The organism is Frondihabitans sp. PhB188, assembly GCF_003752365.1.
GTDB lineage: Bacteria > Actinomycetota > Actinomycetes > Actinomycetales > Microbacteriaceae > Frondihabitans.
In genome coordinates this window covers 155174-178715 of sequence record NZ_RJUO01000005.1, presented here as the reverse complement: position 1 = coordinate 178715, position 23542 = coordinate 155174, and the positions used below count along the sequence as shown (strand labels likewise).

19 protein-coding genes are annotated in these 23542 nt (G+C 69.1%); 6 read left to right on the top strand and 13 right to left on the bottom strand.

The window, feature by feature from the left end:
- Nucleotides 1-4: 4 nt before the first annotated feature.
- Nucleotides 5-853, bottom strand: coding sequence for a dTDP-4-dehydrorhamnose reductase (rfbD, locus tag EDF46_RS15805; RefSeq protein WP_123507280.1), 849 nt, complete (start codon nucleotides 851-853; stop codon nucleotides 5-7).
- A gap of 26 nt (nucleotides 854-879) precedes the next feature.
- Nucleotides 880-1866 (bottom strand): dTDP-glucose 4,6-dehydratase, encoded by a 987-nt coding sequence (rfbB, locus tag EDF46_RS15800; protein ID WP_123507279.1) that lies wholly within the window; start codon nucleotides 1864-1866, stop codon nucleotides 880-882.
- Between the two features lie 92 nt (nucleotides 1867-1958).
- On the opposite strand from rfbB, the gene EDF46_RS15795 reads away from it, so the two are divergent.
- The 6 genes from EDF46_RS15795 to EDF46_RS15770 all read left to right on the top strand — a co-directional run bounded on the left by EDF46_RS15795 (nucleotide 1959) and on the right by EDF46_RS15770 (nucleotide 7795).
- Nucleotides 1959-2888 carry an aldo/keto reductase family oxidoreductase gene (locus EDF46_RS15795; protein ID WP_123507278.1) on the top strand — a complete coding sequence of 310 codons (930 nt, stop codon included), beginning with the start codon at nucleotides 1959-1961 and terminating at the stop codon, nucleotides 2886-2888.
- A gap of 62 nt (nucleotides 2889-2950) precedes the next feature.
- Nucleotides 2951-3583, top strand: coding sequence for a dTDP-4-dehydrorhamnose 3,5-epimerase family protein (locus tag EDF46_RS15790; RefSeq protein WP_123507277.1), 633 nt, complete (start codon nucleotides 2951-2953; stop codon nucleotides 3581-3583).
- Nucleotides 3580-4443 carry a glucose-1-phosphate thymidylyltransferase RfbA gene (gene rfbA, locus EDF46_RS15785; RefSeq protein ID WP_123507276.1) on the top strand — a complete coding sequence of 288 codons (864 nt, stop codon included), beginning with the start codon at nucleotides 3580-3582 and terminating at the stop codon, nucleotides 4441-4443. Before EDF46_RS15790 ends, rfbA begins: the two co-directional genes overlap by 4 nt.
- 15 nt (nucleotides 4444-4458) lie before the next feature.
- Nucleotides 4459-5547, top strand: coding sequence for a nitroreductase family protein (locus EDF46_RS15780; protein ID WP_123507275.1), 1089 nt, complete (start codon nucleotides 4459-4461; stop codon nucleotides 5545-5547).
- A complete protein-coding gene (locus EDF46_RS15775; protein WP_123507274.1) occupies nucleotides 5544-6560 on the top strand; it encodes a lysylphosphatidylglycerol synthase domain-containing protein in 1017 nt (338 codons plus the stop codon). The genes EDF46_RS15780 and EDF46_RS15775 overlap by 4 nt, the downstream gene beginning before the upstream one ends.
- Complete coding sequence (locus tag EDF46_RS15770) at nucleotides 6557-7795, top strand: polysaccharide pyruvyl transferase family protein (RefSeq protein WP_123507273.1); 1239 nt, start codon at nucleotides 6557-6559, stop codon at nucleotides 7793-7795. The genes EDF46_RS15775 and EDF46_RS15770 overlap by 4 nt, the downstream gene beginning before the upstream one ends.
- Nucleotides 7796-8127: 332 nt before the next feature.
- Here the strand turns inward: EDF46_RS15770 and EDF46_RS15765 are convergent, their stop codons facing one another.
- The 11 genes from EDF46_RS15765 to EDF46_RS15715 all read right to left on the bottom strand — a co-directional run bounded on the left by EDF46_RS15765 (nucleotide 8128) and on the right by EDF46_RS15715 (nucleotide 23513).
- The gene (locus tag EDF46_RS15765; protein WP_123507272.1) at nucleotides 8128-9666 is read right to left on the bottom strand and encodes a hypothetical protein; all 1539 of its coding nucleotides are present in this window, start codon (nucleotides 9664-9666) and stop codon (nucleotides 8128-8130) included.
- A 10-nt stretch (nucleotides 9667-9676) separates the two neighbouring features.
- Nucleotides 9677-11227, bottom strand: a complete 1551-nt coding sequence (locus tag EDF46_RS15760) for a hypothetical protein (RefSeq protein WP_123507271.1) — start codon at nucleotides 11225-11227, stop codon at nucleotides 9677-9679.
- Nucleotides 11220-12788: a DUF2142 domain-containing protein gene (locus EDF46_RS15755; protein WP_123507270.1), complete on the bottom strand. Its 1569-nt coding sequence runs from the start codon at nucleotides 12786-12788 to the stop codon at nucleotides 11220-11222. The genes EDF46_RS15760 and EDF46_RS15755 overlap by 8 nt, the downstream gene beginning before the upstream one ends.
- Nucleotides 12785-14317, bottom strand: coding sequence for a DUF2142 domain-containing protein (locus EDF46_RS15750; protein ID WP_123507269.1), 1533 nt, complete (start codon nucleotides 14315-14317; stop codon nucleotides 12785-12787). Before EDF46_RS15750 ends, EDF46_RS15755 begins: the two co-directional genes overlap by 4 nt.
- Nucleotides 14307-15248 (bottom strand): glycosyltransferase family 2 protein, encoded by a 942-nt coding sequence (locus EDF46_RS15745; protein WP_123507268.1) that lies wholly within the window; start codon nucleotides 15246-15248, stop codon nucleotides 14307-14309. The genes EDF46_RS15750 and EDF46_RS15745 overlap by 11 nt, the downstream gene beginning before the upstream one ends.
- A gap of 105 nt (nucleotides 15249-15353) precedes the next feature.
- The gene (locus EDF46_RS15740) at nucleotides 15354-16481 is read right to left on the bottom strand and encodes a glycosyltransferase family 2 protein (RefSeq protein ID WP_199738299.1); all 1128 of its coding nucleotides are present in this window, start codon (nucleotides 16479-16481) and stop codon (nucleotides 15354-15356) included.
- A gap of 112 nt (nucleotides 16482-16593) precedes the next feature.
- Complete coding sequence (locus tag EDF46_RS15735; protein WP_123507267.1) at nucleotides 16594-17448, bottom strand: glycosyltransferase family 2 protein; 855 nt, start codon at nucleotides 17446-17448, stop codon at nucleotides 16594-16596.
- The gene (locus EDF46_RS15730; protein WP_123507266.1) at nucleotides 17445-18629 is read right to left on the bottom strand and encodes a glycosyltransferase family 1 protein; all 1185 of its coding nucleotides are present in this window, start codon (nucleotides 18627-18629) and stop codon (nucleotides 17445-17447) included. Before EDF46_RS15730 ends, EDF46_RS15735 begins: the two co-directional genes overlap by 4 nt.
- A 4-nt stretch (nucleotides 18630-18633) precedes the next feature.
- Nucleotides 18634-19884 (bottom strand): ABC transporter ATP-binding protein, encoded by a 1251-nt coding sequence (locus tag EDF46_RS15725; RefSeq protein WP_123507265.1) that lies wholly within the window; start codon nucleotides 19882-19884, stop codon nucleotides 18634-18636.
- A 7-nt stretch (nucleotides 19885-19891) separates the two neighbouring features.
- Nucleotides 19892-20854, bottom strand: coding sequence for an ABC transporter permease (locus EDF46_RS15720; RefSeq protein ID WP_233580070.1), 963 nt, complete (start codon nucleotides 20852-20854; stop codon nucleotides 19892-19894).
- Nucleotides 20855-20939: 85 nt separating this feature from the next.
- The gene (locus EDF46_RS15715; RefSeq protein WP_123507264.1) at nucleotides 20940-23513 is read right to left on the bottom strand and encodes a glycosyltransferase; all 2574 of its coding nucleotides are present in this window, start codon (nucleotides 23511-23513) and stop codon (nucleotides 20940-20942) included.
- Between the last annotated feature and the right edge of the window lie 29 nt (nucleotides 23514-23542).

The window sequence follows — 23542 nt, the reverse complement described above, 5'->3', positions numbered from 1 at the left end:
GTCGTCAGGAGGCGAAGACGCCTTCGGCCGACGCCTGCGCCAGGGCCTCCTGCCAGGGCCGCATCGGCGTGAGGCCGGCGGCGGCCCAGGCGTCGTGGCCGAGCACGCTGAAGGCGGGGCGAGCGGCCGGGCGCACGAAGGCGGCGCTGTCGGTGGGCAGCACGCGCTCCGGATCGAGTCCGGCCTCGGAGAAGACGGCGCGGGCGAAGTCGAACCACGACGCACGACCCGAGTTGGTGCCGTGGTAGACCCCGGCCGGAGCATCGGCGTCGACCAGCGCGACCAGCTGAGCGGCCAGATCGGCCGTCCAGGTGGGCTGGCCGACCTGGTCGTCGACCACGGAGACCGTGTCGCGGCCGGCGGCGAGCTTCAGCATCGTGGCGGCGAAGTTCGGGCCGTGCTGGCCGTAGAGCCAGGCGGTCCGCACGATGTAGGTGCCCTCGGGGTTCGCGGCCAGGGCCGCGGTCTCGCCGACGGCCTTGGTGCGGCCGTAGGCGTTCAGCGGGTCGAGCGGGGTGTACTCGTCGTACGGCTCGGTGGCCGTGCCGTCGAACACGTAGTCGGTCGAGATGGTCACCAGCTTCGCGCCGTGCTCGGCGGTCGCCTCGGCGAGCAGCCGCACGCCGACGCCGTTGACCGCGAGAGCCTCGTACTCGTGCTCCTCCGCGTCGTCGACCTTGGTGTAGGCGGCGGCGTTGAAGACGACGTCATGGCCCTCGACGGCCGCGAAGACGGCGTCGCGGTCGGTCACGTCGAGGTCGGAGCGGCCGAGCACGGTCACGTCGCGGCCGAAGAGGGCCTCGACGAGATCGGTGCCGAGCATGCCTCGGGCGCCGGTGACGAGGTACTTCATCGGTCGAGCACTGAGGGACCGGGTGCTCACGCGAGCGCCGCGCGCTCTTTGAGGGGCTCCCACCACGAGCGGTTGTCGCGGTACCACTGCACGACGTCTTTCAGGCCCTGCTCGAACGGCACCTGCGGCTCGTAGCCGAGCTCGCGTTGGATCTTCGAGATGTCGACCGAGTAGCGGAGGTCGTGGCCCAGTCTGTCTTGCACGCGGTCGACGTACGACCAGTCCTTGCCGGTGGCGTCGAGCAGCAGCTGCGTGAGCTCCTTGTTCGTCAGCTCGGTGCCGCCGCCGATGTTGTAGATCTCGCCGGCCTCGCCCGAGACGAGCACCATCGCGATGCCGCGCGTGTGGTCGTCGACGTGCAGCCAGTCGCGGATGTTGTTGCCCTCGCCGTAGAGCGGCACGTGCTTGTCGTCGATCAGGTTCGTGACGAAGAGCGGGATGACCTTCTCGGGGAAGTGGTACGGCCCGTAGTTGTTCGAGCAGCGCGTGATCGACACGTTGAGGCCGTGCGTGCGGTGGTAGCTGCGCGCGAGCAGGTCGCTGCCGGCCTTCGATGCCGAGTAGGGCGAGTTCGGCTCGAGCGGGCGGTCTTCCGCCCACGAGCCCTCGGCGATCGAGCCGTAGACCTCATCGGTCGACACGTGCACGAAGCGCTTGAGGTCGTTGCGGAGGGCCGCGTCGAGCAGCTGCTGGGTGCCGAGCACGTTGGTCTCGACGAAGATCGAGGCGTCGCGCACCGACCGGTCGACGTGCGACTCGGCCGCGAAGTGGACGACGGCGTCCACGGTCGGGAAGAGCGTGTCGAGCAGGGCGCCGTCGCGGATGTCGCCCTCGACGAAGGTGTAGCGGGGCGAGTCGGCCACGGGGGCGAGGTTCTCGAGGTTGCCCGAGTAGGTCAGTGCGTCGAGGACGACGACCTCGGCGCCCTCCAGGCCGGGGTAGGCGTCTTGCAGAGTGCGCCGGACGAAGTTGGAGCCGATGAAGCCGGCTCCGCCGGTGACGAGGATGCGCATGGTGAATACTTTCGGTTCGCGAGCGTCGATCCGTCCAATGATAGGGGGCAGGAACTGCGCCTTCCCCGAGCGGGGTGGGCCATGATGGCGACATGAAGACGACGACGTTTCCCGACCTGACCGCCCCCGCATCGAACATCATCCTCGGCCTGATGCGCATCACCGAGATGAGCGACGACGACATCCGCGCCCTCGTGGGCGCCGCGCGCGACTCCGGGATCACCTTCTTCGACCACGCCGACGTGTACGGCGGCGCCCCGCACGTCTGCGAGCAGCGCTTCGGCGACGCGATCACCCTGTCGCCGTCCGAGCGCGAGAGCGTCATCATCCAGTCGAAGGTGGGCATCCGCGACGGCTTCTGGGACTTCTCGCGCGAGCACATCGTCGAGTCGGCCGAGCAGTCGCTGACGGCGCTCGGCATCGAGACCCTCGACATCCTCCTGCTGCACCGCCCCGATGCCCTGGTCGAGCCCGACGAGGTCGCAGCCGCGTTCGACGAGCTCAAGGCCGCAGGGAAGGTGTCCGCGTTCGGCGTCTCGAACCACACGCCGATGCAGGTCGAGCTCTTGAAGAAGTCGGTGACGCAGCCCCTCCTCGTGAACCAGGTGCAGCTGAGCATCACGCATGCGAACCTGATCGCGGCCGGCGTCAGCGCCAACATGAACGGCCTCGACCAGTCGATCGACCGCGACAACGGCATCCTCGACTACTCGCGCGTCAACGACATCACCCTGCAGGCGTGGTCGCCCTTCCAGAAGGGCTTCTTCGACGGCGTCTTCCTCGGCGACCGCGAGCACTACGCCGAGCTCAACGACGTCATCGACGAGCTCGCCGCGGCCTACTCGGTCGCGCCCGAGGCGATCGCCGTCGCCTGGATCACGCGTCATCCTGCGAACATGCAGGTCGTGCTCGGCACCACGAACCCGCGGCGCGTCCGCGACTCGGCCGCCGGGAGCGACCTGCCCCTGACGCGTCAGGAGTGGTACCGCCTGTTCACCGCCGCGGGGCACCTCCTGCCCTAGCGGTGCGGTGCGGCGGCTGTGGATAACCGCGTTCAGGAGGCGCGTCGGGGTAGGCTTCCGGGGTGCAGATCCGCGAATTGACGATCCCAGACAGCTACGAGATCACCCCCAAGCAGTTCGGCGACGACCGCGGCGTGTTCCTCGAGTGGTACCGCTTCGACAAGCTCGCCGAGGTGGTCGGTCACCCCATCGACCTCCGGCAGGCCAACACGTCCGTATCGAAGCGGGGCGTCGTGCGCGGCATCCACTTCGCCGACGTCCCGCTGGGCCAGGCCAAGTACGTGACCGCTACGCACGGTGCCGTGCTCGACTACGTCATCGACATCCGCGTCGGCTCGCCGACATTCGGCAAGTGGGACACCGTGCTCCTCGACGACAAGGACCGCAAGGCGATCTACATCTCCGAGGGCCTCGGCCACTGCTTCGTGGCGCTCACCGACGACGCCACGGTCAGCTACCTCGTGACCGACGTCTTTAACGCACCTCGCGAGCACGGCATCAACCCGCTCGACGCCGACATCGCCCTGGTCTTCCCCGAGGAGGCCGGTGAGGCCCTGCTCTCGCCGAAAGACACCGACGCGCCGTCGCTTGCCGAGGCGGCGGCTTCCGGGCTCCTGCCGACGTGGGCTGACATGCGCGAGTACTACGCGTCCTTGAACGCCGCCTTCACCACCCCGAAGGAGCAGACCCGATGAAGGGCATCATCCTGGCCGGGGGCACCGGCAGCCGGCTCTGGCCGATCACCAAGGGCGTCTCGAAGCAGCTGATGCCCATCTACGACAAGCCCATGGTCTACTACCCCCTCTCGACGCTGATGATGGCGGGCATCCGCGAGGTGCTGGTCATCACGACGCCCGAGTACGACGAGCAGTTCCGGTCGCTTCTCGGCGACGGCTCCAGCCTCGGCATGAGCATCGAGTACGCCGTGCAGCCCTCGCCCGACGGCCTCGCGCAGGCCTTCATCATCGGCGAGGACTTCATCGGCGACGACAGCGTCGCGCTGGTGCTCGGCGACAACATCTTCCACGGTGTCGGCCTCGGCACGAGCCTCACGAAGAACACCGACGTCTCGGGCGCCACGATCTTCGCGTACCACGTCTCCGACCCCACGGCGTACGGCGTGGTCGAGTTCGACGACGACTTCAAGGCCGTCTCGATCGAAGAGAAGCCGACCGCGCCGAAGAGCAACTACGCGGTGCCGGGCCTCTACTTCTACGACAACAAGATCGTGGAGATCGCGAAGACCATCGAGCCGAGCGCGCGTGGCGAGCTCGAGATCTCGACCGTCAACGAGCGCTACCTCGAGGCCGGCGAGCTGCAGGTGCAGGTTCTCGACCGCGGCACCGCCTGGCTCGACACCGGCACGTTCGAGTCGATGATGCAGGCGTCCGAGTACGTCCGCGTCATCGAGGACCGCCAGGGCCACAAGATCGGCTGCATCGAGGAGATCGCCTGGCGCAACGGCTGGATCGACGACGCGGCCCTCACCGCCCTCGCGACTCCGCTCGCCAAGAGCGGCTACGGCGTCTACCTGCAGAATCTCCTGCAGGCCTAGGTTTCAAGGAGACGAATGCTGAACAGACTGAAGAAGATCGCCAAGGATCTTCTGGCGATCCGCTCGATCCGCCGCATCTACGAGAACACCAACCGCGCGTTCCTCGAGACCTTCGGGTCGAGCCGCATCCTGACGCACTTCTTCTTCCTGGTGTCGTTCATCACCTTCAACCGCGAGCAGGCCGCGACCCTCCAGGGGCGTCGCGACTACTACCGCAACAAGAAGCGCGACCGCCTCACCCGCGTCGAGCTGCGCCGCAACGTCCACCGCATCGAGAAGGGCCTCATCATGCGGCCCCGCCGAGACGTGTTCGCTCGCGACTACATCGGCGAGACCATCGAGTTCTACGAGGCTGCGGCCAACCAGTGCAAGCTGTCGCCCGGCACCATGGAGATCGCCGAGATGGACTGGGCGCACAACGTGCTCGAAGAGTACTTCCGCGTCTCCGCCACCGGAAAAGACAAGGCCGTCGACGACGCCCGCGCCTCCTTCGAGGGCACCGACTACGTGCCCTCCACGACCGGCAACGTGCCGCGCCCGAAGCAGCTCTCGTCGAACGTCTCGTACGACGAGCTCGTCGACCTCGCGAACCAGCGCCGCTCGGTCCGGTTCTTCGACGACAAGCCGGTGCCCCGCGACCTCGTCGACAAGGCGCTCCTCGTCGCCCGCCAGGCGCCGACGGCGTGCAACCGCCTGCCCTACGAGTTCCGTGTCTTCGACGACCCGGCCATGGTCAAGAGGGTCTCGAACATCCCGTTCGGCACCGCGGGCTACGCCGACAACATCCAGACGGTCGTGGTCGTCGTCGGAAAGCTCGAGAGCTACTTCAGCCCGCGCGACCGCCACGCGATCTACGTCGACGCGTCGCTCGCGTCCATGTCGTTCATGTTCGGCCTCGAGACGCTCGGCCTCTCGTCGAGCGTCATCAACTGGCCCGACTTCGAGCCGCTCGAGCGCAAGATGCAGAAGACCCTCGGCCTGTCGGGCTCCGACCGCGTGATCATGCTGATCGCCGTGGGCTACGCGCACCCCGAGGGACTCGTCCCGTTCTCGCAGAAGAAAGAACTCGACACGTTCCGCAGCTACAACAACCTCGCGCGGTGACGGCCGACTCCACCGGCGCCGTCGTTCCCGAGATCGATCCGGCCAAGGCGGCCAAGAAGAAGCGGCGCAAGCTCCTCTCGCGGCTTCTGACGGTCGTGGTGGTCGCTGTGGTGGCCGTGCTGTTCGCGCGGTCGCTGTCGAAGAACTGGTCAGCCGTCCAAGCGGCCCACCTGCACCTGAGCTGGCTGCACGTCGCTGCGATCGTGCTCTTCGCCCTGGCGGTCCCGGTGTCGGGCGTGCTCTGGGGGTCCATCCTCAACCGGCTCTCCGACAAGGGCGCCCATGTCGGCCCCCTGCAGTCGATGGCCGTCCACGACCTGTCCTGGCTGCTCAAGTACGTGCCCGGGCAGATCGGCTCGGTGCTGAGCAAGGTCACGTGGGGGCAGCGCAACGGCTTCCCGCGCACGCTGATCCTGATCACGTTCATCTACGAGAACGTCTTCCTCCAGATCGCGTCGATCGTGCCGAGCGCGATCATCCTGATCCTGGCCATCGGGCCGACCCTCGTCGAGAACAACGCGCTCACGGTGGTCGGGGTCGTCGTGGTCCTGGTCCCGCTGATCGCGATCCTGGTGCCGCAGATCTTCCACCGCATCATGTCGATCGCGTCGAAGCGCTTCCTCAAGTCGCCGCTTCCCGAGCAGTATTTCCTGCGCCCCCTCCAGAGCCTCGGGTTCTCGGCGGCCTACATCGCACCGCGGGTCATCAACGGCATCGGGTTCATCCTGTGCGCCGCCAGCGTCACCGCCATCACGCCGGGACAGTGGCTTCCGCTCGCGGCGGCCTACGCCCTCGCCGGCGCCATCGGCATCCTGATCATCTTCGTGCCGTCGGGAATCGGCGTGCGCGAGGCCGTCCTCTACGTCTGCCTCGTCGGCCTGGGCATCGATGGCGGCCAGGCCGTCATCATCTCGGTGCTCAGCCGCCTCCTGTCGACGGTCGCCGACGCCGTCATCGCCCTCCAGTACGGCGCCCTGCGCCTCACGCTCCCGAAAGGCCCATCTGTCTCATGACCTCCACGACCCCTCACGTCACCGTCATCGGCTCCGCGCTCTCGGGCAACAAGGGCGCCGCCGCCATGCTCGAGTCGTCTATCGCGACCCTCGAGCAGCGCCTGCCCGGCGTGCAGTTCACCCTGCTGAGCATGTACCCGCGCGAAGACCGCGAGCAGAACACGTACCCGAACCTCGAGATCGTCGATGCGCGCCCGCGCACGCTCGGCGTCAACATCAACTCGGCCGCCCTCGCCTACCGCCTCCTGCCGCCGCTGCGCGGTCTCATCACGTCCCGCTCGAAGGCCGTCAAGGCCCTCGCCGAGTCGCAGGTGCTCCTCGACCAGGGCGGCATCACGTTCACCGACGGGCGCGAGAAGTTCTTGATCTACAACGTGGCGTCGATCCTGCCCGCCCTGAATGTCGGCACGCCGGTGTTCAAGTGCGCGCAGGCCGTCGGCCCCTTCCGCAACCGCATCAACCGGCTGGTCGCCCGGACGTTCCTGCCCAAGGCGGCGACCGTCGTGACCCGCGGTCGCATCACGCAGAGCTACGCCGACAAGCTGCGCCTGACCAACACCTTCGCCGGCGCCGACTACGCGTTCTCGCTCGAGCTCGACGGCTCGGAAGAGGCGGCCGCCGTCGCCGCGGGCATCGACCTGTCGATCTTCGACGAGTCCGTCGTGGGCCTCAGCCCCAGCGTCGTGCTGCAGAAGAAGGTCGACGCGCGCGAGGGCGACTACGTCGGCCAGATGGTGACGTTCATCGACCAGGTCACCGCGTCGGGCAAGAAGCTGCTGCTCGTGCCGCACTCGGTCCGCACCGGCACCGACGCGACCCACAACAACGACCTCCCGCTCTGCCGCGAGATCTACTCGAAGGTCGCCGACAAGGCGAACGTGGTCTTCATCGACCGCGAGCTGCCCTCGCAGGTGCTGCGCTACCTCATCGGCCGCTGCTCGTTCTTCGTCGCCAGCCGCTTCCACGCCATGGTGTCGTCGCTCGCCATGGCGGTGCCGACGCTCGTCATCGGCTGGGGCCACAAGTACGAGGAGGTGCTCGAGATGTTCGAGCTGCAGGAGTGGGCGTTCGGCCACGACAAGCTGACGCCAACGCACCTCTGGGAGCGCTACGAGGCGCTGCTCGCCTCGCGGGACGACGTCGCCGCGAAGCTGGCCACGCACCTGCCCGAGGTGAAGGCGCGCTCGCTCAAGCAGGCCGACCTCATCGCCGACGTGGTGCGGGCGGGCCTCTAGCCTCGGCGCGCGTCCGGCGGCTGGGAACCCCGTCGCGCAATCCCGGACCCACGATCGCGACATGGCACCACGATTCGAAGTGGTGTCATGTCGCGATCGTGGGCCGCTGGCGCGCCGACTTCTCCGTACGCGGCGGGATGAGCGCGGACGGCAGGAAGACGACGCCGACGACCGCGACACCGACCACCACCGCGGCAAGCGGAGCCGCTGACGTCTCGCCGCCGCCCACGATCGGGACTGGGCGCCACGATGTTCCTTGGCGCGGAGTCCCGATCGTGGTGCGACGGCACGGCAGACTGGCGCGGAGTCCCGATCGTGGTGCCGCGAGGGCGCTACGAGACGACTGAGGCGCGAACCGGCACGGCGGCCGGGTGCGGCGCGACGGCGTAGCGCCACAGTACGGCACCGACGCCCGCGATCGAGGCGGCGGCCAGGACGAGCAGCAGCGTCGGAAGCCAGCCGGGCAGGCCGTTCGCGAAGGCGGCTGCTCCGGCGTCGTGAAGGAAGCCGCGGCCGGTCGGAGCGACCTTATGGCCGCGCTCCTGCGCGTAGAGCACGAACGAGATGCTGCTCCCGGCCCACATCACCGCGACGACCACGGGGACGACCACGGCGGCGACGCGCCGCCCGAAGAGCGAGGCTCCGGTGCCGAGCAGCAGCGCGACCGAGAGCGACGACGGCAGGAAGTAGCGCCAGTTGTAGGCGCCATAGCCCACCGAGTGGCTCAGCTGGAGCAGGTACGACCCGAGCAGGTGTCCCGCGAACATGATGATGAGCAGGAACTGGGCCGCCCCGAGTTCCGGCACCCTCTTTCTGCGCGCCACGACCGCCGCCACGGTCAGCCCCGCTCCCACGGCGAACACCGCCAGGGAGGCCGCGTCGGCGATGTCGCCGAAGGCCGCGGTGCCGTGTCCGATGAGCCCGCGCGGGATGATCAGGTAGTAGTCGGGGTCGGTCAGCACGTCGACGAGGCCCCGGCGGGTGCGGCCGCTCACCTGGCTCACCTCGGTGGAGCGGTACCAGGCGCCGCTGAGCCCGGCGTTGCGGACGTAGAACCAGCCGAATGCGGCTGCGGGGACGCCGCCCAGCACCAGGAGCCGCATGACGGCCGCGCGGGCCGTGAGAAAAGGGCTGCGCCGGTCGGCGTGAACGATGCAGGCGGCGACGAGGGCGACGGCGACAACCCCGACGGTCAGGACGGCAGTCGCCTTCGTGCCCAGCGCCAGCGCGGCGACGACCGCGAGCAGCACGGTGAATCGCCAGGACGGCCCCGCGACGACCAGCCGCACGGCGATCGCCAGAGCCGCCATCGACAGGGCCGCGACGAGGGTGTCGTTGTACACGTCGCTCGAGTAGCGGAGGTAGGCGAAGGGGGCCCCGGCCAGGGCTGGGAGCGCGATCGCGAGGTGCACCCGATGGCGGCGGCCGACCATCCAGCCGACCCAGGCGGCCGCGAGGAGGCCGCCGAGGCCGAAGAGCGTGTTGGCGCCGCGGATGATGGCCACGGCGACGTGCCAGTGGCTCGACTCGAGCAACGGGCCGGCGAGCACGGCCATGACCGCGTAGTAGACGGGCGGGTGCGCTGAGGCGAGCTGGCGGCCGTCGTTGCCCTCGCTCGCGTAGGCGCCCGGTGTCCACTCGTGGCCGAGCGGGCCGGGGAGGTGGCCGTGGAGGACCTGCCAGACGTAGTCGAGGTGCTCGTAGCTGTCCACGGTGCCGGTCCAGGCCAGGGTGGCGCTGGCGAAGCCGGTGATCGCGAGGTAGCCGATCGAGACCAGTGCCACGCCGACGAGGACCGCGCGGTGCTGCCGCCGTCGGTCGCGCGCGGCGCGCGGACGCATCGCGGCGGCGGTCGGAGCGGCTGTGGTCACCGGGCTGCGGTCAGTCGGCCCGGGCGGCGGCCGGAGCGTCGGCGACGGCCTCGTCGGTCGGCAGGGGAGCCTCGCGGTAGCGCCAGAGGACGACTCCGACGCCGAGGATTCCGATCGCGGCGACGGCGAGGAGGGCCGCGGGGGTCCAGCCCGGGAATCCGTTCGCGAATGCGAGCGCGCCGGCGTCCTTCACCAGGCCCTGACCGGTCTTGGGCACGTCGCCGCGCACGAGCGAGTAGGTGACGAACGAGATGCAGTTCGTCACCCAGAGCGCGATGACGAGGGCGGGTGCGGCGATCGCGCCGCTGCGGCGGCCGATCGCGATGACGCCGATGCCGAGCACGAGGCCGATCGAGATCGTCGACGGCAGGAAGTAGCGCCAGTTGTAGGCGCCGTAGCCGATCGAGTGGCTGAGCTGCAGGAGGTACGAGCCGGCGAGGTGGCCGAGCAGCATGATCACGATCAGCACGCGCACGGTGCTCCAGCGGAATGAGCGGCGCACCAGGGCGACGACCGTCACGATCAGGGTCACGGCGAAGGCGGCGAAGAAGATGACCATCGACCACGCCTGCGCCGTCTCGACGAACGCGGCCGGCCCACGGCCGACGAGGCCCTGCGGCACGATCAGGTAGAAGCTCGGGTCGGTGAGGTTGTCCATCAGCGTGCGGTTGGAGCGCTCGCCGATCGCGGTCTGCACGCTCGAGCGGTACCAGTCGCCGGAGCGCAGGTAGTTGGCGACGAAGTACCAGCCGAACGCGGCGATCGGAGCGGCGCCGATCACGGCGAGGTGGCCGATCATGCGGCCGATCGACCGACCGATGCTGCGGCCGGCGGGGTGGACGAGCGCCGCGGCGACGATGGCCACGGCGACGACGCCGAGCGTGAGGACATAGGTCGCCTTCGTGCCGATGGCCAGCGCGCCGACCACGGCCAGGAAGGGAGTGACCCGCCACGACGGCCCGCGCATCAGAGTGCGCGTGGCGAGCGTGAGCGCGATGAGCGAGAGCGCCGTGACGAGCAGGTCGTTGTAGACGTCGGACGAGAAACGCAGGTACGAGAAGGTCGCAGTGGCGACGGCGGGCAGGCCGATCGCCAGGCGGACGCGGAGACGGCCGCCGATCATCCAGCCGAAGAAGGCGGTCGTGACCAGGCCGACGAGGCCGAAGAAGGCGTTCGCGAGGCGGATCATCTCGACCGCGACGTGCCAGTGGCCGTCGACCAGCTGCTGGCCGGCAAGGAGCGACATCAGGAAGTAGTAGAAGGGCGGGTGCGCCGAGGCGTACTGGCGGCCGATCGCACCCTCGCCCGGGTAATTGCCGGGCGTCCACTGGTGGCCGTTGGGCTGGGGGAGGTGGCCGAGCGTCACCTGGTAGACGTAGTCGAGGTGGTCGTAGCTGTCGCCGGTGCCGATCCACGGGATGGTGATCGTCGCGAAGCCGGTGATCGCGAGGTAGCCGAGGGCGACGAAGGCGACGCCCAGAATAGCGACCCGGCGGTCGTGGCGGAGCAGTCGCAGGGCCAGGCGGCTGGTGGTGGGTCGGGTGTCGGTCAGGTCAGACAACAGCGGGCCGGGCCTCTCTCGGGAGATCGGGGCGCGGTCGTTCGAGTGCGGCGCGCGTCGTGCGGATGATGGTCAGGACGAGGGCGACGGCGACGAGGGCGAGCACGAGGACGATGCCCTCGGGGCCGACGGGGGTCGAGTAGGCCCACGTGTAGAGGCCGTCGTAGTCGACGGCGAGGTACGACTTCTCGAAAGCGCCGCGGTACTCGACCGACAGGCCGTAGAGGGTGAGGGCCGGGGCGCCGATGGTCACGACCCGCGCGGCGAGGCGCCGCATGCGCTCGCTCGTCACGGCGGCCGACCAGGCGATCACGCTCAGGGCGAGCAGCGCGACGATGGCGACGTAGAAGTAGCGGCCCTGGGTGCCGTAGATGCGCGCCGTGCGGTCGAAGATCCGCCAGATGTTGAACAGCAGGAGCGCGAGCGTGACGGTCGGCATGACGGCCAGGGCCAGCGCCGTCCGCCGGTTCACTCCCCGTCGGAACGCGAACGCTATGACGATGCCGACCGCCAGGACGGTGAGCGTATCGGTGACCACGTTCAGCATCGGGTACCGGAGCAGCCCGAACTTGCCCCAGAACGAGGCCGGCACTCCGTTCCAGACGTTGGTGAGGAAGACGCCCGGGTCGGGACCCTTGCCGGGAGGCCAGACGGCTGTCGGGTGCACGTCGGCCAGGCCCGAGGGCTGGAAGTCGTGGTACAGGTACAGGTTGCGGAGCCACCACCAGCCGCCCAGGACGAGGGCGACGGCCAGGGCGACGAAGGCGTGCAGGATCCTGCGTCCCCACCGGTCGACGATCGGAGCCGCGATCAGCATCCCCACTGCGACGAACGGGACGGCGGGCAGGCCCGTGCCCTTGGTGAGGAGCATCACGCCGAGGACGACGCCGATCGCGACGACGTCGCGCCAGCGCTGGGCGCCCGTCAGGTACCGCGCGACGAGCCAGGTCAGGCCGCCTCCGAGGAGCATCATCGGCGCGTCGTTCGTCACCGAGGCGGCGATCTGCTGCAGCTGCGGAACGGCGAACAGGCCCATGGCGCCGAGGACGGCCAGCTTCGGCGACCGGGTCAGGCGGCGGACCGTCGCCCAGACGAGCAGCGGGAGGGGGAGCACGAGGAGCACGTCGAACAGGCGGAGCGCGGTGACGACGAGGTCCCAGCGCAGGCTCTCGAAGTGGATCGCCTTGAGCACCAGACCGGCCACCGCGTAGTACAGCGGCGGGTGCTGGGTCATCTGGTCGACGACCTTGCTGTAGCCGGGGTTCGCGGTGAGAAGCTCGCCGAACGTCGAACGGTCGGCCGCCGGCAGGGCGATCTCGTCGTTGATCGAGTGGCGCACTCCGGAGAGGTAGTGGGCGGAGCCGGGGGCCGGCCACGTGTGCTCGCCCTGGAGACGGATGGCCGAGTCGACGTGGGCGGGTTCGTCGGGAGCCCCGTACATCGGGGTGAGCACGGCCCACAGCACGAGCACGAGGCCCCAGCAGACGGTGATCACGGCGAGGGTGGAGCGGCGTTCGGCCAGCGTCCCCCCGGCGCGCGCGGCCCCCCTCCGCGCGCTCATGCGGCCGCGGCCGCCGCCCGGGCGCGGGGTGTGACGGCGCAGGTGCGCCAGACACGGACGAGGGCGAGCACGCCGGCGACGAACAGCAGGACCAGGATCGCGGCGAGGCCGACCCGGCCGACCGGTGTCACGTAGAAGAGGTGCTTCAGACCGGTGGGCGTCACACCCAGGTTGGTCTGCTGATAGAAGGCGCGATACGCCACCGACAGGCCGTACAGTCCGATCGCCACGGAGCCCACGCTGACGATGCGCCCGAAACGCTGGAGCGAGCGGGGTTCGGTGACCAGCGTCCGCCAGGCGATGGCGCTGAGAGCGATGCCGGCGACGATCGCGGGGAACAGGTAGCGGCCCTGCACGCCGTAGATGCCCTGGGTGTGGCCGTAGGTCCCCCACGACTTGGCGACGAGGGAGACGAGGTAGATGCCGGGCATCAGGGCGAGGAGGGTCGAGGTGAGCCAGGTCCTGCGCCGGAATCCGTAGGCCACGATGCCGAAGAGCACGAGCACGGTGAGGATGTCGACGAGGATCGGCGTCATCGGGTAGCGCGCCTTGCCAAACTGGCCCCAGAACGTGCCCGAGAGGCCGTTCCAGAGGATGTTGAAGAAGGCGCCGAAGTTGCGTGTCTGGCCCTCCGGGAACGGCGAGCCGGGGCGCACCGCATCGAGCCCGGACGGCTGGAGCGAGTGGTAGACGAGCAGGTTGCGGAGCCACCACCAGGCGCCGATCAGCGCCGTGACCCCGCCGGTGACGACGACGCGCAGGAGGCGGCGGCCCCAGGTCAGCTCGGTGCGGCCCCCGAGCAGCACGACGAGGGCGGCGAAGGGGATGAGCGGCAGGGCGGTGCCCTTGACCAGGGCGGCGGCCCCGAGCACGACGCCCAGCCAGACGACGGTGCGCCAGCGCAGGTCGCCGGTGAGGATGCGCGAGCCGAGCCAGGCGACGACCGCGCCGGCGAGGATCAGCACGGAGTCGTTCGTGATCGACGAGCCGATGGAGGCCAGCTCGGGCACGGCGAACAGGGCCATCGCCGAGACCAGCGCCATCTTCGGCGACTTCGTCAGGCGGCGGACGGTGGCCCAGATGAGCAGGGGGAGAGGCGCGACCAGGAGGCAGTCCATCAGGCGCAGCGCGATCACGCTGATGTCCCAGCGCAGGTCGCCGAAGTGGATGACCTTGAGCAGCACGGCGCCGACCGCGTAGTAGGTCGGCGGGTGCTGCGTCATCTGGTCGACGGTCTTGGTGAGGCCGGGGTGCTGGTCTTGCAGCTCGCTGAACGTCGGGCGGTCGGCGGGCGCGACGCTCGGCGCGGTCTGCTCCATGGCGCGGACGACCTGGGTGACGCGGGCGTCGCCGGGGGCCGGCCAGCCCTCGCCGAGAGCCAGGCGGACGACCGAGTTGTAGTGCGTCGACTCGTCAGGAGCCTGGAACATCGGCGTCAGGGCGGCCCAGAGGGCGAGCAGGAGCGCGAAGGAGGCGGTGATGACCGCGATGGTGAGGCGTTCGGAGCGGGGCGACCTGTCAGTCGCCATAGCGCTGCAGCTTCTGGTAGTCGAGGCTCTCCTCGGCGAGGGTCCGGTTGATCCTCGTCAGATCGGCCACCACGCCTATGACGAGAGAGAGCAGGGCGCTCACTATGAGCAGGAGGCCGAGGAGCAGCGACTGGATGTTCTGGCCGGCGTCGTGCGTCGCGAGGAGCACGAGGTAGCGGATGAACGGGATGAGGCCGCAGACGGCCAGCACGGCGCTGATCCACATGAAGAGGGCGACCGGGCGGTACATGAGGTAGGCGCGGACGATCGCCGAGCCCGACTGGAACATGTGCTGGAAGATGTTGGAGAACAGCCGCGACTCGCGCGTCTTGGCGTTCGTCGTGATCGGGATGCTCGTGATCGCGAGGCGCTTGTAGCCCGCCTGCACGATCGTCTCCATGCAGTAGCTGAACTGCGTGACGATGTTGAGGCGGATCAGCGAGTACTTCGAGTACGCGCGGAAGCCGGAAGCGGCGTCCGGCAGGTCGAGGCCCGCCGCACGGCTGACGACCCAGCTGCCGAGCTGCTGCATCGCCTTCTTGAAGCCCGAGAAGTGCTCGATGGTCTTCGTCTGGCGGTCGCCGACGACGATCTCGGCCTCTTTGCGGAGGATCGGCTGAACCAGCTCGGGGATCATCGACTGTGGGTACTGGTTGTCGCCGTCGGTGTTGACGACGATGTCGGCTCCGTGCAGCAGGGCGTAGTCGACCCCGTCGCGGAAGGAGCGCGCGAGACCCATGTTGCGCGTGTGCGTCACGAAGTGGGTCACCCCGTACGACTTGGCGACCTCGACGGTGCGGTCGGTGCTGCCGTCGTCGATGATGAGGATCTCGATCTCGTCGATGCCGGGGATCTCGGTGGGCATCGACTCGAGGACGGCGGGAAGCGTCGTCTCCTCGTTGAGGCAGGGGATCTGAATGAAGAGTTTCACGCGGGTATGAGTCCTGATTCGGTGCGAGCCGGCGGCGCGGCCTCGATCGCGGGGCCGTGGACGGCCGATCGCTGCGGGGTAAACCTCAAGGAGTTTACATGGGGGTCAGCGACGGATGCGCCTCGCGGCATCCCCGAGCTGGTCGACGATGCGCACGACCTTTCTCGCGCGCTGGGCGGCGAGCTCGGCTCGAACCACCTCCAGCTCGTGCTCGAGGCCCCTGGCGTGCGCATCGAGCTCGGCGATCCGGGCCGACGACGTCTCGTAGGCGTGCTGCGCGCGGTCGCGATCGCGCCTGGCTGCGGCATCGCGTGCCGTGAGGAGCACGCCCACGGCGCTCGCCCGGCCGGTCCGCTCATCGGAGGCCCCGACGTCGGCCGGGTAGGCGCTCCGATCGACGTCCAGCCCGGCGAGGAACTCGCCGAGGCTCTCGTCGCGGGTGAACGGACCCGTCACGGCCTCGGCCTCGGTGACCATCCGCGCGGCGTAGTAGTAGAAGAGCGAGCCCTCCTGGTAGCGGCGGTAGTCGAGCATGCCGTGGTGGTTCGGGCTGGGCATCAGCGTCGGGTTCGCCTCGTAGGCGCGGCCCGAGATCTCGACCTTGTTGCTCAGCTGCTTCCACGAGCGCCAGGGCAGGTGGACGACTTCGACGGCGAGCTCGGCCGGCGGCTGGCCGCCCGAGGCGATGCTGACGAAGTGGTTGCCCTGCACGACCGTGATGTCGGGGGCGCCGACGTGGATGGCATTGTGCGTCGGCTGGGCGAGCACGCCGCGCTCCTTGAGCTCGTCGTTGGAGCGCTCGTCGCGCCAGACGAGTCGGTCGATGCCAGCGCCCGACTCCGCGATGGAGCCGACCATGTTCACGACGGGCGCGGTGAACGATCCGAGCCCGGTGTCGATGCGCTCGAACACGTCTCGGAGGGTCAGCGAGCGATCGACCGGGCGCAGGAACTCGTCGGCGTCGGCGTTCACGACCCAGTCCGCGGAGTGCTGCGTGTACGCGTCCCTCGCCATCTGCGTCACGACGGTGCCCTGCTGCTTGCGCTGCACCGGGTCGTGGCGGAGGTCGACGAGCCCCCTGTCGGCGTAGCCCTGGAGGATCTCGGCCGTGCCGTCGATCGAGCCGTTGTCGGTGACGATGATCGCGTCGGCCCCCTGGGCGACGTGGTAGTCGACCCACTGGCGGATTATGTCGGCCTCGTCGCGGACCATGGCGGTGACGACCAGTTTCATCGGAGCTCCCTGTATTCGCTCTAGGGCCTGTGCTGGCGTGGTGTCTTGTCGGCCTGCTGCCGCAGCGCGTGCTGCATGCGCCGCCGGCGCCGGCGGCATGCGAGACGCAGGCTCAGGCGCTGGGGCGTCCGTGCATCCTGGCACGGATTCCGAGCCCGGCCCGGAGGGCCAGCCGGAGTGGCAGGAGATACCAGCCGCGGTACTTCGACGCGAGGAAGCGGTACGCGCTCCGGTGGTGGGCTCGTCGCATCATGTCGGACGACTCGCGCGTCGAGTGGGCGCCGACGTGGGTGACGCGCGCGCGGGGCTCGTAGACGTTCGAGAACCCGGCGCGGCCGATGCGGTAGCCGAGGTCGACGTCTTCGAAGTACATGAAGAAGCCCTCGTCGAATCCGCCCAGGCGGTCGAAGAGCGGACGCCGGACCAGCAGGCAGGCGCCCGACAGCCAGCCGGTCGTGCGGCGCGACTCGTGGTCGCCGTCGCTGCGGTAGGAGCGGCTCCACGGATTCGAGGTCCAGATGTTGGCGAAGAGCGCGTGGCCGAGGCCGGTGCGGAGCGATGGCACGCGCCGGGCCGACGGGTAGAACTCGCCGTCGGTCTCGAGGATTCCGGGGCCGACGGCTCCGATCTCGCCGTCGGCCGTCGCGACCTCGAGGAGCGCGTCGACGACGCCCTCCGACAGGATCACGTCGGGGTTCGAGACGAGCACCCACTCGATGTCGGCGGGCAGCGCCTCGACGGCGCGGTTCACGGCGGAGCCGTAGCCGTCGTTGCTTCCGAGCTCGAGGAAGGTGCCGCCGACGGCCTCGGTCGATCGGCGCGCCTCGTCGGGGTCGCGGGAGTCGTTGTCGGCGACGACGATCGGGCAGGGCGTCTCGGTCGCGCGGGTCGCGGAGGCGAGGAAGTCGTCGAGGTACCGGCCCGAGTTGTAGCTCACGGTGACGATGGCGACGGAGGCGGTGTTCATCGCGCGACCCGCCGGGGGGTGGTCGTCAGATGAGGGTCTACTCCGTAGGCCCGCACGTGAACCTCGGCGCATGCCTTCCATGTGAACAGTCTGGCACGCTCGGCTCCGGCGGCCGACAGGCTGCGCCGGAGGCCCGGGTCGCCCGCGAGGCGGAGGATGCCCGCCTCGATGCCGTCGCGGGTCGGCTCTGCGTACTCGACGGCTTCGCCGCCGACCTCGGGGATCGCCAGGCGGGGAGCGGTCAGGACGGCCGCGCCCGTCGACATGGCCTCGAGCACTGGGAGGCCGAAGCCCTCGGCGCTGGACGGGTAGACGACGAAGCTGGAGCCGCCGAGGAACGCCGCGAGGTCGTCCAGGTCGAGGTAGCCGACGTAGCGGACCGGCGCGGCGGCCTGGTTGCCTGCGGCGGTGAGGAGGGCCGCCGCGTCTTCGTCCCAGCCGAGGCCTCCGGCGACCAGCAGCGGCGGCACGCCGGGGTCGGCCTGCCGTGCGGCCTCGTGGGCGCGGATGAGCGCACCGACGTTCTTTCGCGGCTCGACGGTCCCGAGGAAGGCGATCCAGCCCTTGGCCGTGTCGAGCGAGAGCCCGCGCGCGAAGCGCGTGACCTCCTCGCGCGTCGGCGCGTGGAACACCTCGGGGTCGACGCCGTGCAGGGCGACCTCGACGCGGCGGGCCCTGCCGGCGAAGCGCTGCATCTCGTCGGCGGTCGCGCGGCTCGGCGTCACGACCACGTCGGCGAGGCGGCGGGCCAGCCGGATCCAGGTCGTGAAGAACACGCGCTTGAGGCGGCCGTGATCGTCGGGACGGCTGAAGAACGTCGCGTCGTGGATCGTCACCACTCGGCGCCCCCGGGCCGCGATCGGGAACGTGTAATGGGGGGAGTGGATCGTCGTCGCGCCCAAGCGGGCCGCGAGCCGCGGGAGGCCGGTCTGCTCCCAGGCCAGGCGGACCGGCCGAGCGCTCACGATGCCGGGCACCTCGACGTAGTGGTGCTCCGGCGCCTGCGGACGCAGCCACGCGACGTCCTCGCGCTTCACCGCCACGTGGATTCGCACGCCGGCGTCGGTGAGGCCCGAGAGCAGCCCGGCGAGGTAGCGCGCGACGCCGCCCTTGTTGGGCGGGATGGACGTGGCGTCGAGCAGGACCGGTGCCGTGTCGCGCGAAGGGTCGGGCGGCGTCACCGGATCAGCCGGCGATCTGCCGCATCGACGAACTCACGCGCACGGTGCCCTCGCCGTCGGGGTCGTCGGCCATCACGAAGCGCGCGGCCTCGCGCTTGATGGCAATGTGCGGACCCGCGGGCTCGGCGAAGAACGCGTGCAGGAAGAAGGCGCCCCCGCCGAACTGCACGTTCTCGAGGCGGAACTCGACCGTGGCCGTGCCGCGCATCGGCGGCATGGTGATCCCGAGGAACTTGCTCGACGTGCCGTAGACCGGCTGGCCGAGATTGTTCTCGATCTTGAAGCCGGCGTTCCAGCGGTCGAGCGGAGTCTCGTGGCTGTACTCCATCGTGACGATGAGGTTGTCGCCCGGGCGGAAGTCCTCGCCCTCGGCGCGGCCCTCGGCGCGGACGGTGCCCGAGAGCACCTTGCCCGGCGTGATCTCGGCCTTGGCCTCGCCCTGGGCCGTGGCCTCGGCGACGCGGCGGTCTTCGAGGATGTCGCGGAAGTTCTTGACGGCTTCGCGCGCGCTGCCCTCGAACTGCACCTCGCCCTTCGCGAGGACGACGGCGCGGTCGCACAGCTCCTGCACCTGGCCGAGCGAGTGGCTCACCAGGATGATCGTGCGGCCCTGCTCCTGGAACTCGTGGATCTTGTCCATGCACTTGCGCTGGAACGCCTCGTCGCCGACCGCGAGGACCTCATCCACGAGGAGCACGTCGGGGTCGGTGTGGATGGCTACGGCGAAGGCGAGCCGCACGTACATGCCGGACGAGTAGAACTTCACCTGCGTCTCGATGAAGTCGCCGATGCCGGCGAAGTTCAGGATGTCGTCGAACTTCGCCTCGGTCTCCTCGCGCGACATGCCGAGGATCGCCGAGTTGAGAAAGACGTTCTCGCGACCGGTGAGATCGGGGTGGAAGCCCGCGCCGAGCTCGAGCAGCGCCGCGAGGCGACCACGGCGCTTGATCGAGCCGGTCGTCGGCTCGATGATGCCGCCGATCGCCTTGAGCAACGTCGACTTGCCGGAGCCGTTCGGGCCGAGGAGGCCGATCGTCGAGCCGGCGGGGATCGTCAGGTTGACGTTCTTGAGCGCCCAGAACTCCTCGGAGTTGCGACGGCCGGTGCGGCCGAGCGTGACGATGCGCTCCTTGAGCGAGTTGTCCTTTCGGATCACGAATTTCTTGGAGACGTTCTCGATCGTGACGACGGTGGGGTGGTCGGCCGAGGCCGGGGTGCGCGAGGCCGGGCGGCTCGAAGTGGTGTCGATGCTCATGGGGTGCCTACAGTTCCTGCGCGAAGTTGCCCTGGAGCCGCGAGAAGACGCGGTGGAAGACGTACACGAGCACGAGCCCGATGACGCCCGCGACGCCCATCTTCAGGAGCATGTCGGCCGGGTAGTCGTTCTCGGCGCCGCCGAGCCAGAAGGCGCGGTGGAAGCCGAGCACGGCCAGGGTGATGGGGTTGTCGGTGTAGATGTGGAGGAGCCACTCGCGCGACCCGGTGAGGCGGGTGGCGACCGTCGACCACGCGTAGACGATGGGGGAGGCCCACATGAGCAGCATGAGCACGATCTCGACGAGATAGCCCATGTCGCGGAGGAAGACGTTGGCCGCCGAGAGCAGGAGGCCGAGGGCGAGGCCGTAGATCAGGATCAGCAGCGCCGAGGGGAAGAAGTAGAGCAGGTCGAGGTGCGCCGGGAACTCGCCGAAGACGACGGTCGCGATCAGCAGCACGACGAGCTGGATGCCGAAGTTGAACAGCGCTGATCCGACGCTCGCAAGCGGGTAGATCTCGCGCGGGACGTACACCTTCTTGATCAGGCCGGCATTGGCGACGATGGACCCGGTGGAGCCGGCGACGATGTCGCTGAACAGGTTGTAGACTGTCAGGCCGCAGAAGACGTAGACGGCGAAGTTGTCGATGCCGCGAGCGGCGCCGAGGATGTTGCCGAGGATCACGTAGTAGATCGCGAGCTGCGTGATCGGGCGGATCAGGGTCCAGAGGAATCCGAGCGCGGAGTCTTTGTACCGTGACTTGAGGTCGCGGCGGATCAGAAGGTCGAGCAGGCGCCCGTGCGCGATCACGTCGCGGATCGTGCCGAAGAAGCCGGTGAAGGCTCCCGTCGGCTGCCCGGCGACCTCCATCGGCTCGGCCTTGAGCTTCTCGTAGCGGCTGGCCGCCTGGGCAGCCGCCGAGAGGGTCACCTCGGACACCCTCGGGGGGCGGGGCGTGATGGTGGTCATGGGTCGTACCTCATCCTTGGAAAACCTGGAAACTCTACCCCGGCCCCCTGTGCCGGGGAACCGGGAGCGCCTCAGGCGGTCGCAGCTACTTTCCGTACTTGCTGGCCCGGGTCGTGGCAAGCCGGGTCTGGACCTTCGTCCGCAGGCCGCTGATGCCGCCGTCGGTGAGGTAGAAGCGAGCGAGCGCGATGTCGCGGCCGAGGCCGTGGCGCCCGTTGGCGATGCGGTGGAACTTCTCTTCGCTGGTCATCGGAGAGCGGCCCTTGACCGGCCGGACCACGCTGCCTCGCGACGGGGCCGACAGCGGCTCGCCCACGAGGGCGGCGCGGTCGGGCGCGACGTGCGGGTCGCGGCAGAACTCGACGAGGGGCGCGAGGGCGCGCTCCCAGGTGAACTCCTCGCGGATGCGGCTGACGTTCTTGCGCGCCTCGGCGATCGCCGCGTCGTCGTACAGCATCGACTCGAGGGCCGCGGCCAGGGCGTCGACGTCGCGCTCGGGCACGGAGACTCCCATGCCCTCGGAGCCGACGAGGTCGCCGAAGCTGTCGCCGCGCGTCGTGACGATGGGCAGGTTGGCCCACATGTAGTCGAGGATGCGCGTGCGGAACGAGAACGTCGTCTCGATGTGGTCGTAGTGCGTCGAGACGCCGGCGTCGGCCTCGAGCAGGTAGTTCTGGCGGTCGTCGAGGGCGACCCACTGCTCGTTGAAGAACACGTTCTTGCCGCTCACTCCGAGCTGCGAGGCCAGCTCGCGGGTCTTCGAGACGATTGCCATCTCGGGCACGTCGGGGTTCGGGTGCGCGACGCCGAGGAAGAACAGCTTGACGTTCGGTCGGCGCTCGGCGAGCTGGGCGATGGCGCGGACGAGCGTCATCGTGTCGAACCAGTTGTAGATGCCGCCGCCCCAGATGACGACCTTGTCGTCCTCGCCGATGCCGGGCACGACGCCGCGGATCGCCTTGCGGGTCTTCTGCGGGGGAGTGGAGTCCATGCCGAAGGGCGCGATCGCAATGAGATTCTCGAGGTTCTCGTCGGCCGCGTAGTTCTCGGGGTTGATTCGGCCCAGGCCGGCGAGCTGGCCGAGCCAGAACAGGCGCTGGCGCTCACTGGCGCAGAGGAAGAAGTCGCCTCGGAGGAGCTGCTCGTTGAGCACGTCGGTCGACGACTGCACCTGGTTCTTCCACTGGGCGAGACCCCACTCGCGACCCTGCTCGAGCTGCTCGAGGTGCATCGGGTCGTAGAGGTCGGCGATCATGATCTTGTTCGAGTGCTTGAGCGTCGTGAAGTGGTGCAGCGCGTGGCCCTGGAAGAAGATCACGTCGGCCCACTCCTCGTGGACCTTCATCTCGCGCTCGTTCTGCAGGCGGACGCGCTCGACCTCGAACTTGTCGGACTGCCGGTTCGCGACGTTCCAGGTCAGCAGGCGCACATCGCTGTGCTGCGACAGCGCCTCGGAGATCTTCCACGCGCGCATGGCCGGGCCGGCCATCTTCTCGCCGATCGCGTCGCCGGTGATGACGAGGATGTGGCGGCGCTGGGTGTGCTCGACGATGCCGAACGCGTCGACGATCGAGTGCAGGCCGTCGAGGAAGTAGTTGTCGGCGAACAGCGGCCGGAAGATGTCGCCGAAGAGGCGGAACAGGTCGCCGTCGGTGCGCTGGCGCTGCGACTGGAGCTCGTCGCGCGTCTCCTGCAGCGACGGGAGCTCGGTCACGAACTGGTCGAGGGCGAACAGGCCCGCGACAGTGTCCTTGTTGACCGGGGTGTCGCGCTCGAACTCGTCGGCCGCGCCGGTGAAGCGGCGGATGTCGAACATCTCGGAGTCGAGACCGCTCTTGGCGACGGCGCGGCGCGCGAGCAGCGCCAGGGCGCCGGGCAGGAACTTCGCGAGGCTGTTGTCGTCGAGGTTCTTGAACAGAAGGATCAGGGCGTTGCGCTCGAGCAGGTACATCTCGCGGTACTCGCCGAACGACTTCATCGAGCCGTGGTGCTTGTGGTAGACGACCGACTCGGGGGCGAAGCGCACGCGGTAGCCGAGCAGGTTCAGGCGCCAGCCGAGGTCGACGTCGTCGTAGAACATGAAGAGGCGCTCGTCGAAGCCGCCGACCTCGAGGAAGATCGCCTTGCGGACGAACAGCGCACTGCCGGTGCCGAAGAGGATGTCGCGCGGGGTGTCGTACTCGCCGGTGTCGACCTCGGTGACCTTGTCTTTGTAGCCCATGCCGAACCAGGTGAGGCTGCCCTGGACGAAGTCGATGGCCTTGCCCTCCCAGTCGAGCACCTTCGAGCCGACGGCGGCGACCTTGGGGCTGACGCCGAACTGGCCGAGGGCCGCGCGGATCCAGTCGACGCTGGGCTTGGCGTCGTTGTTGAGGAAGGCGACGAACTCGCCGCGCGCCTTCTGGGCGCCGAGGTTCGAGCCGCCGGTGAAGCCGAGGTTCTCCTTCGAGACGATCAGCGTGACGTTCTTCTGCGCCCCCAGAGCGGCGCGGAGTCGCTCCTCGCTGTCGTCGCCCGACCCGTTCTCGACGATGACGATCTCGAGCTGCGACTCGGGCCAGTCGACCTCGTTGAGGCGCGCGACGCACTCCAGCGTGTCGTCGGTGCCGCGGAAGTTGATGATGACGACGGAGACGACACTCGAAGTGGATACTGACAAGGAGATGCCCCAAACACGTTGACAACAAG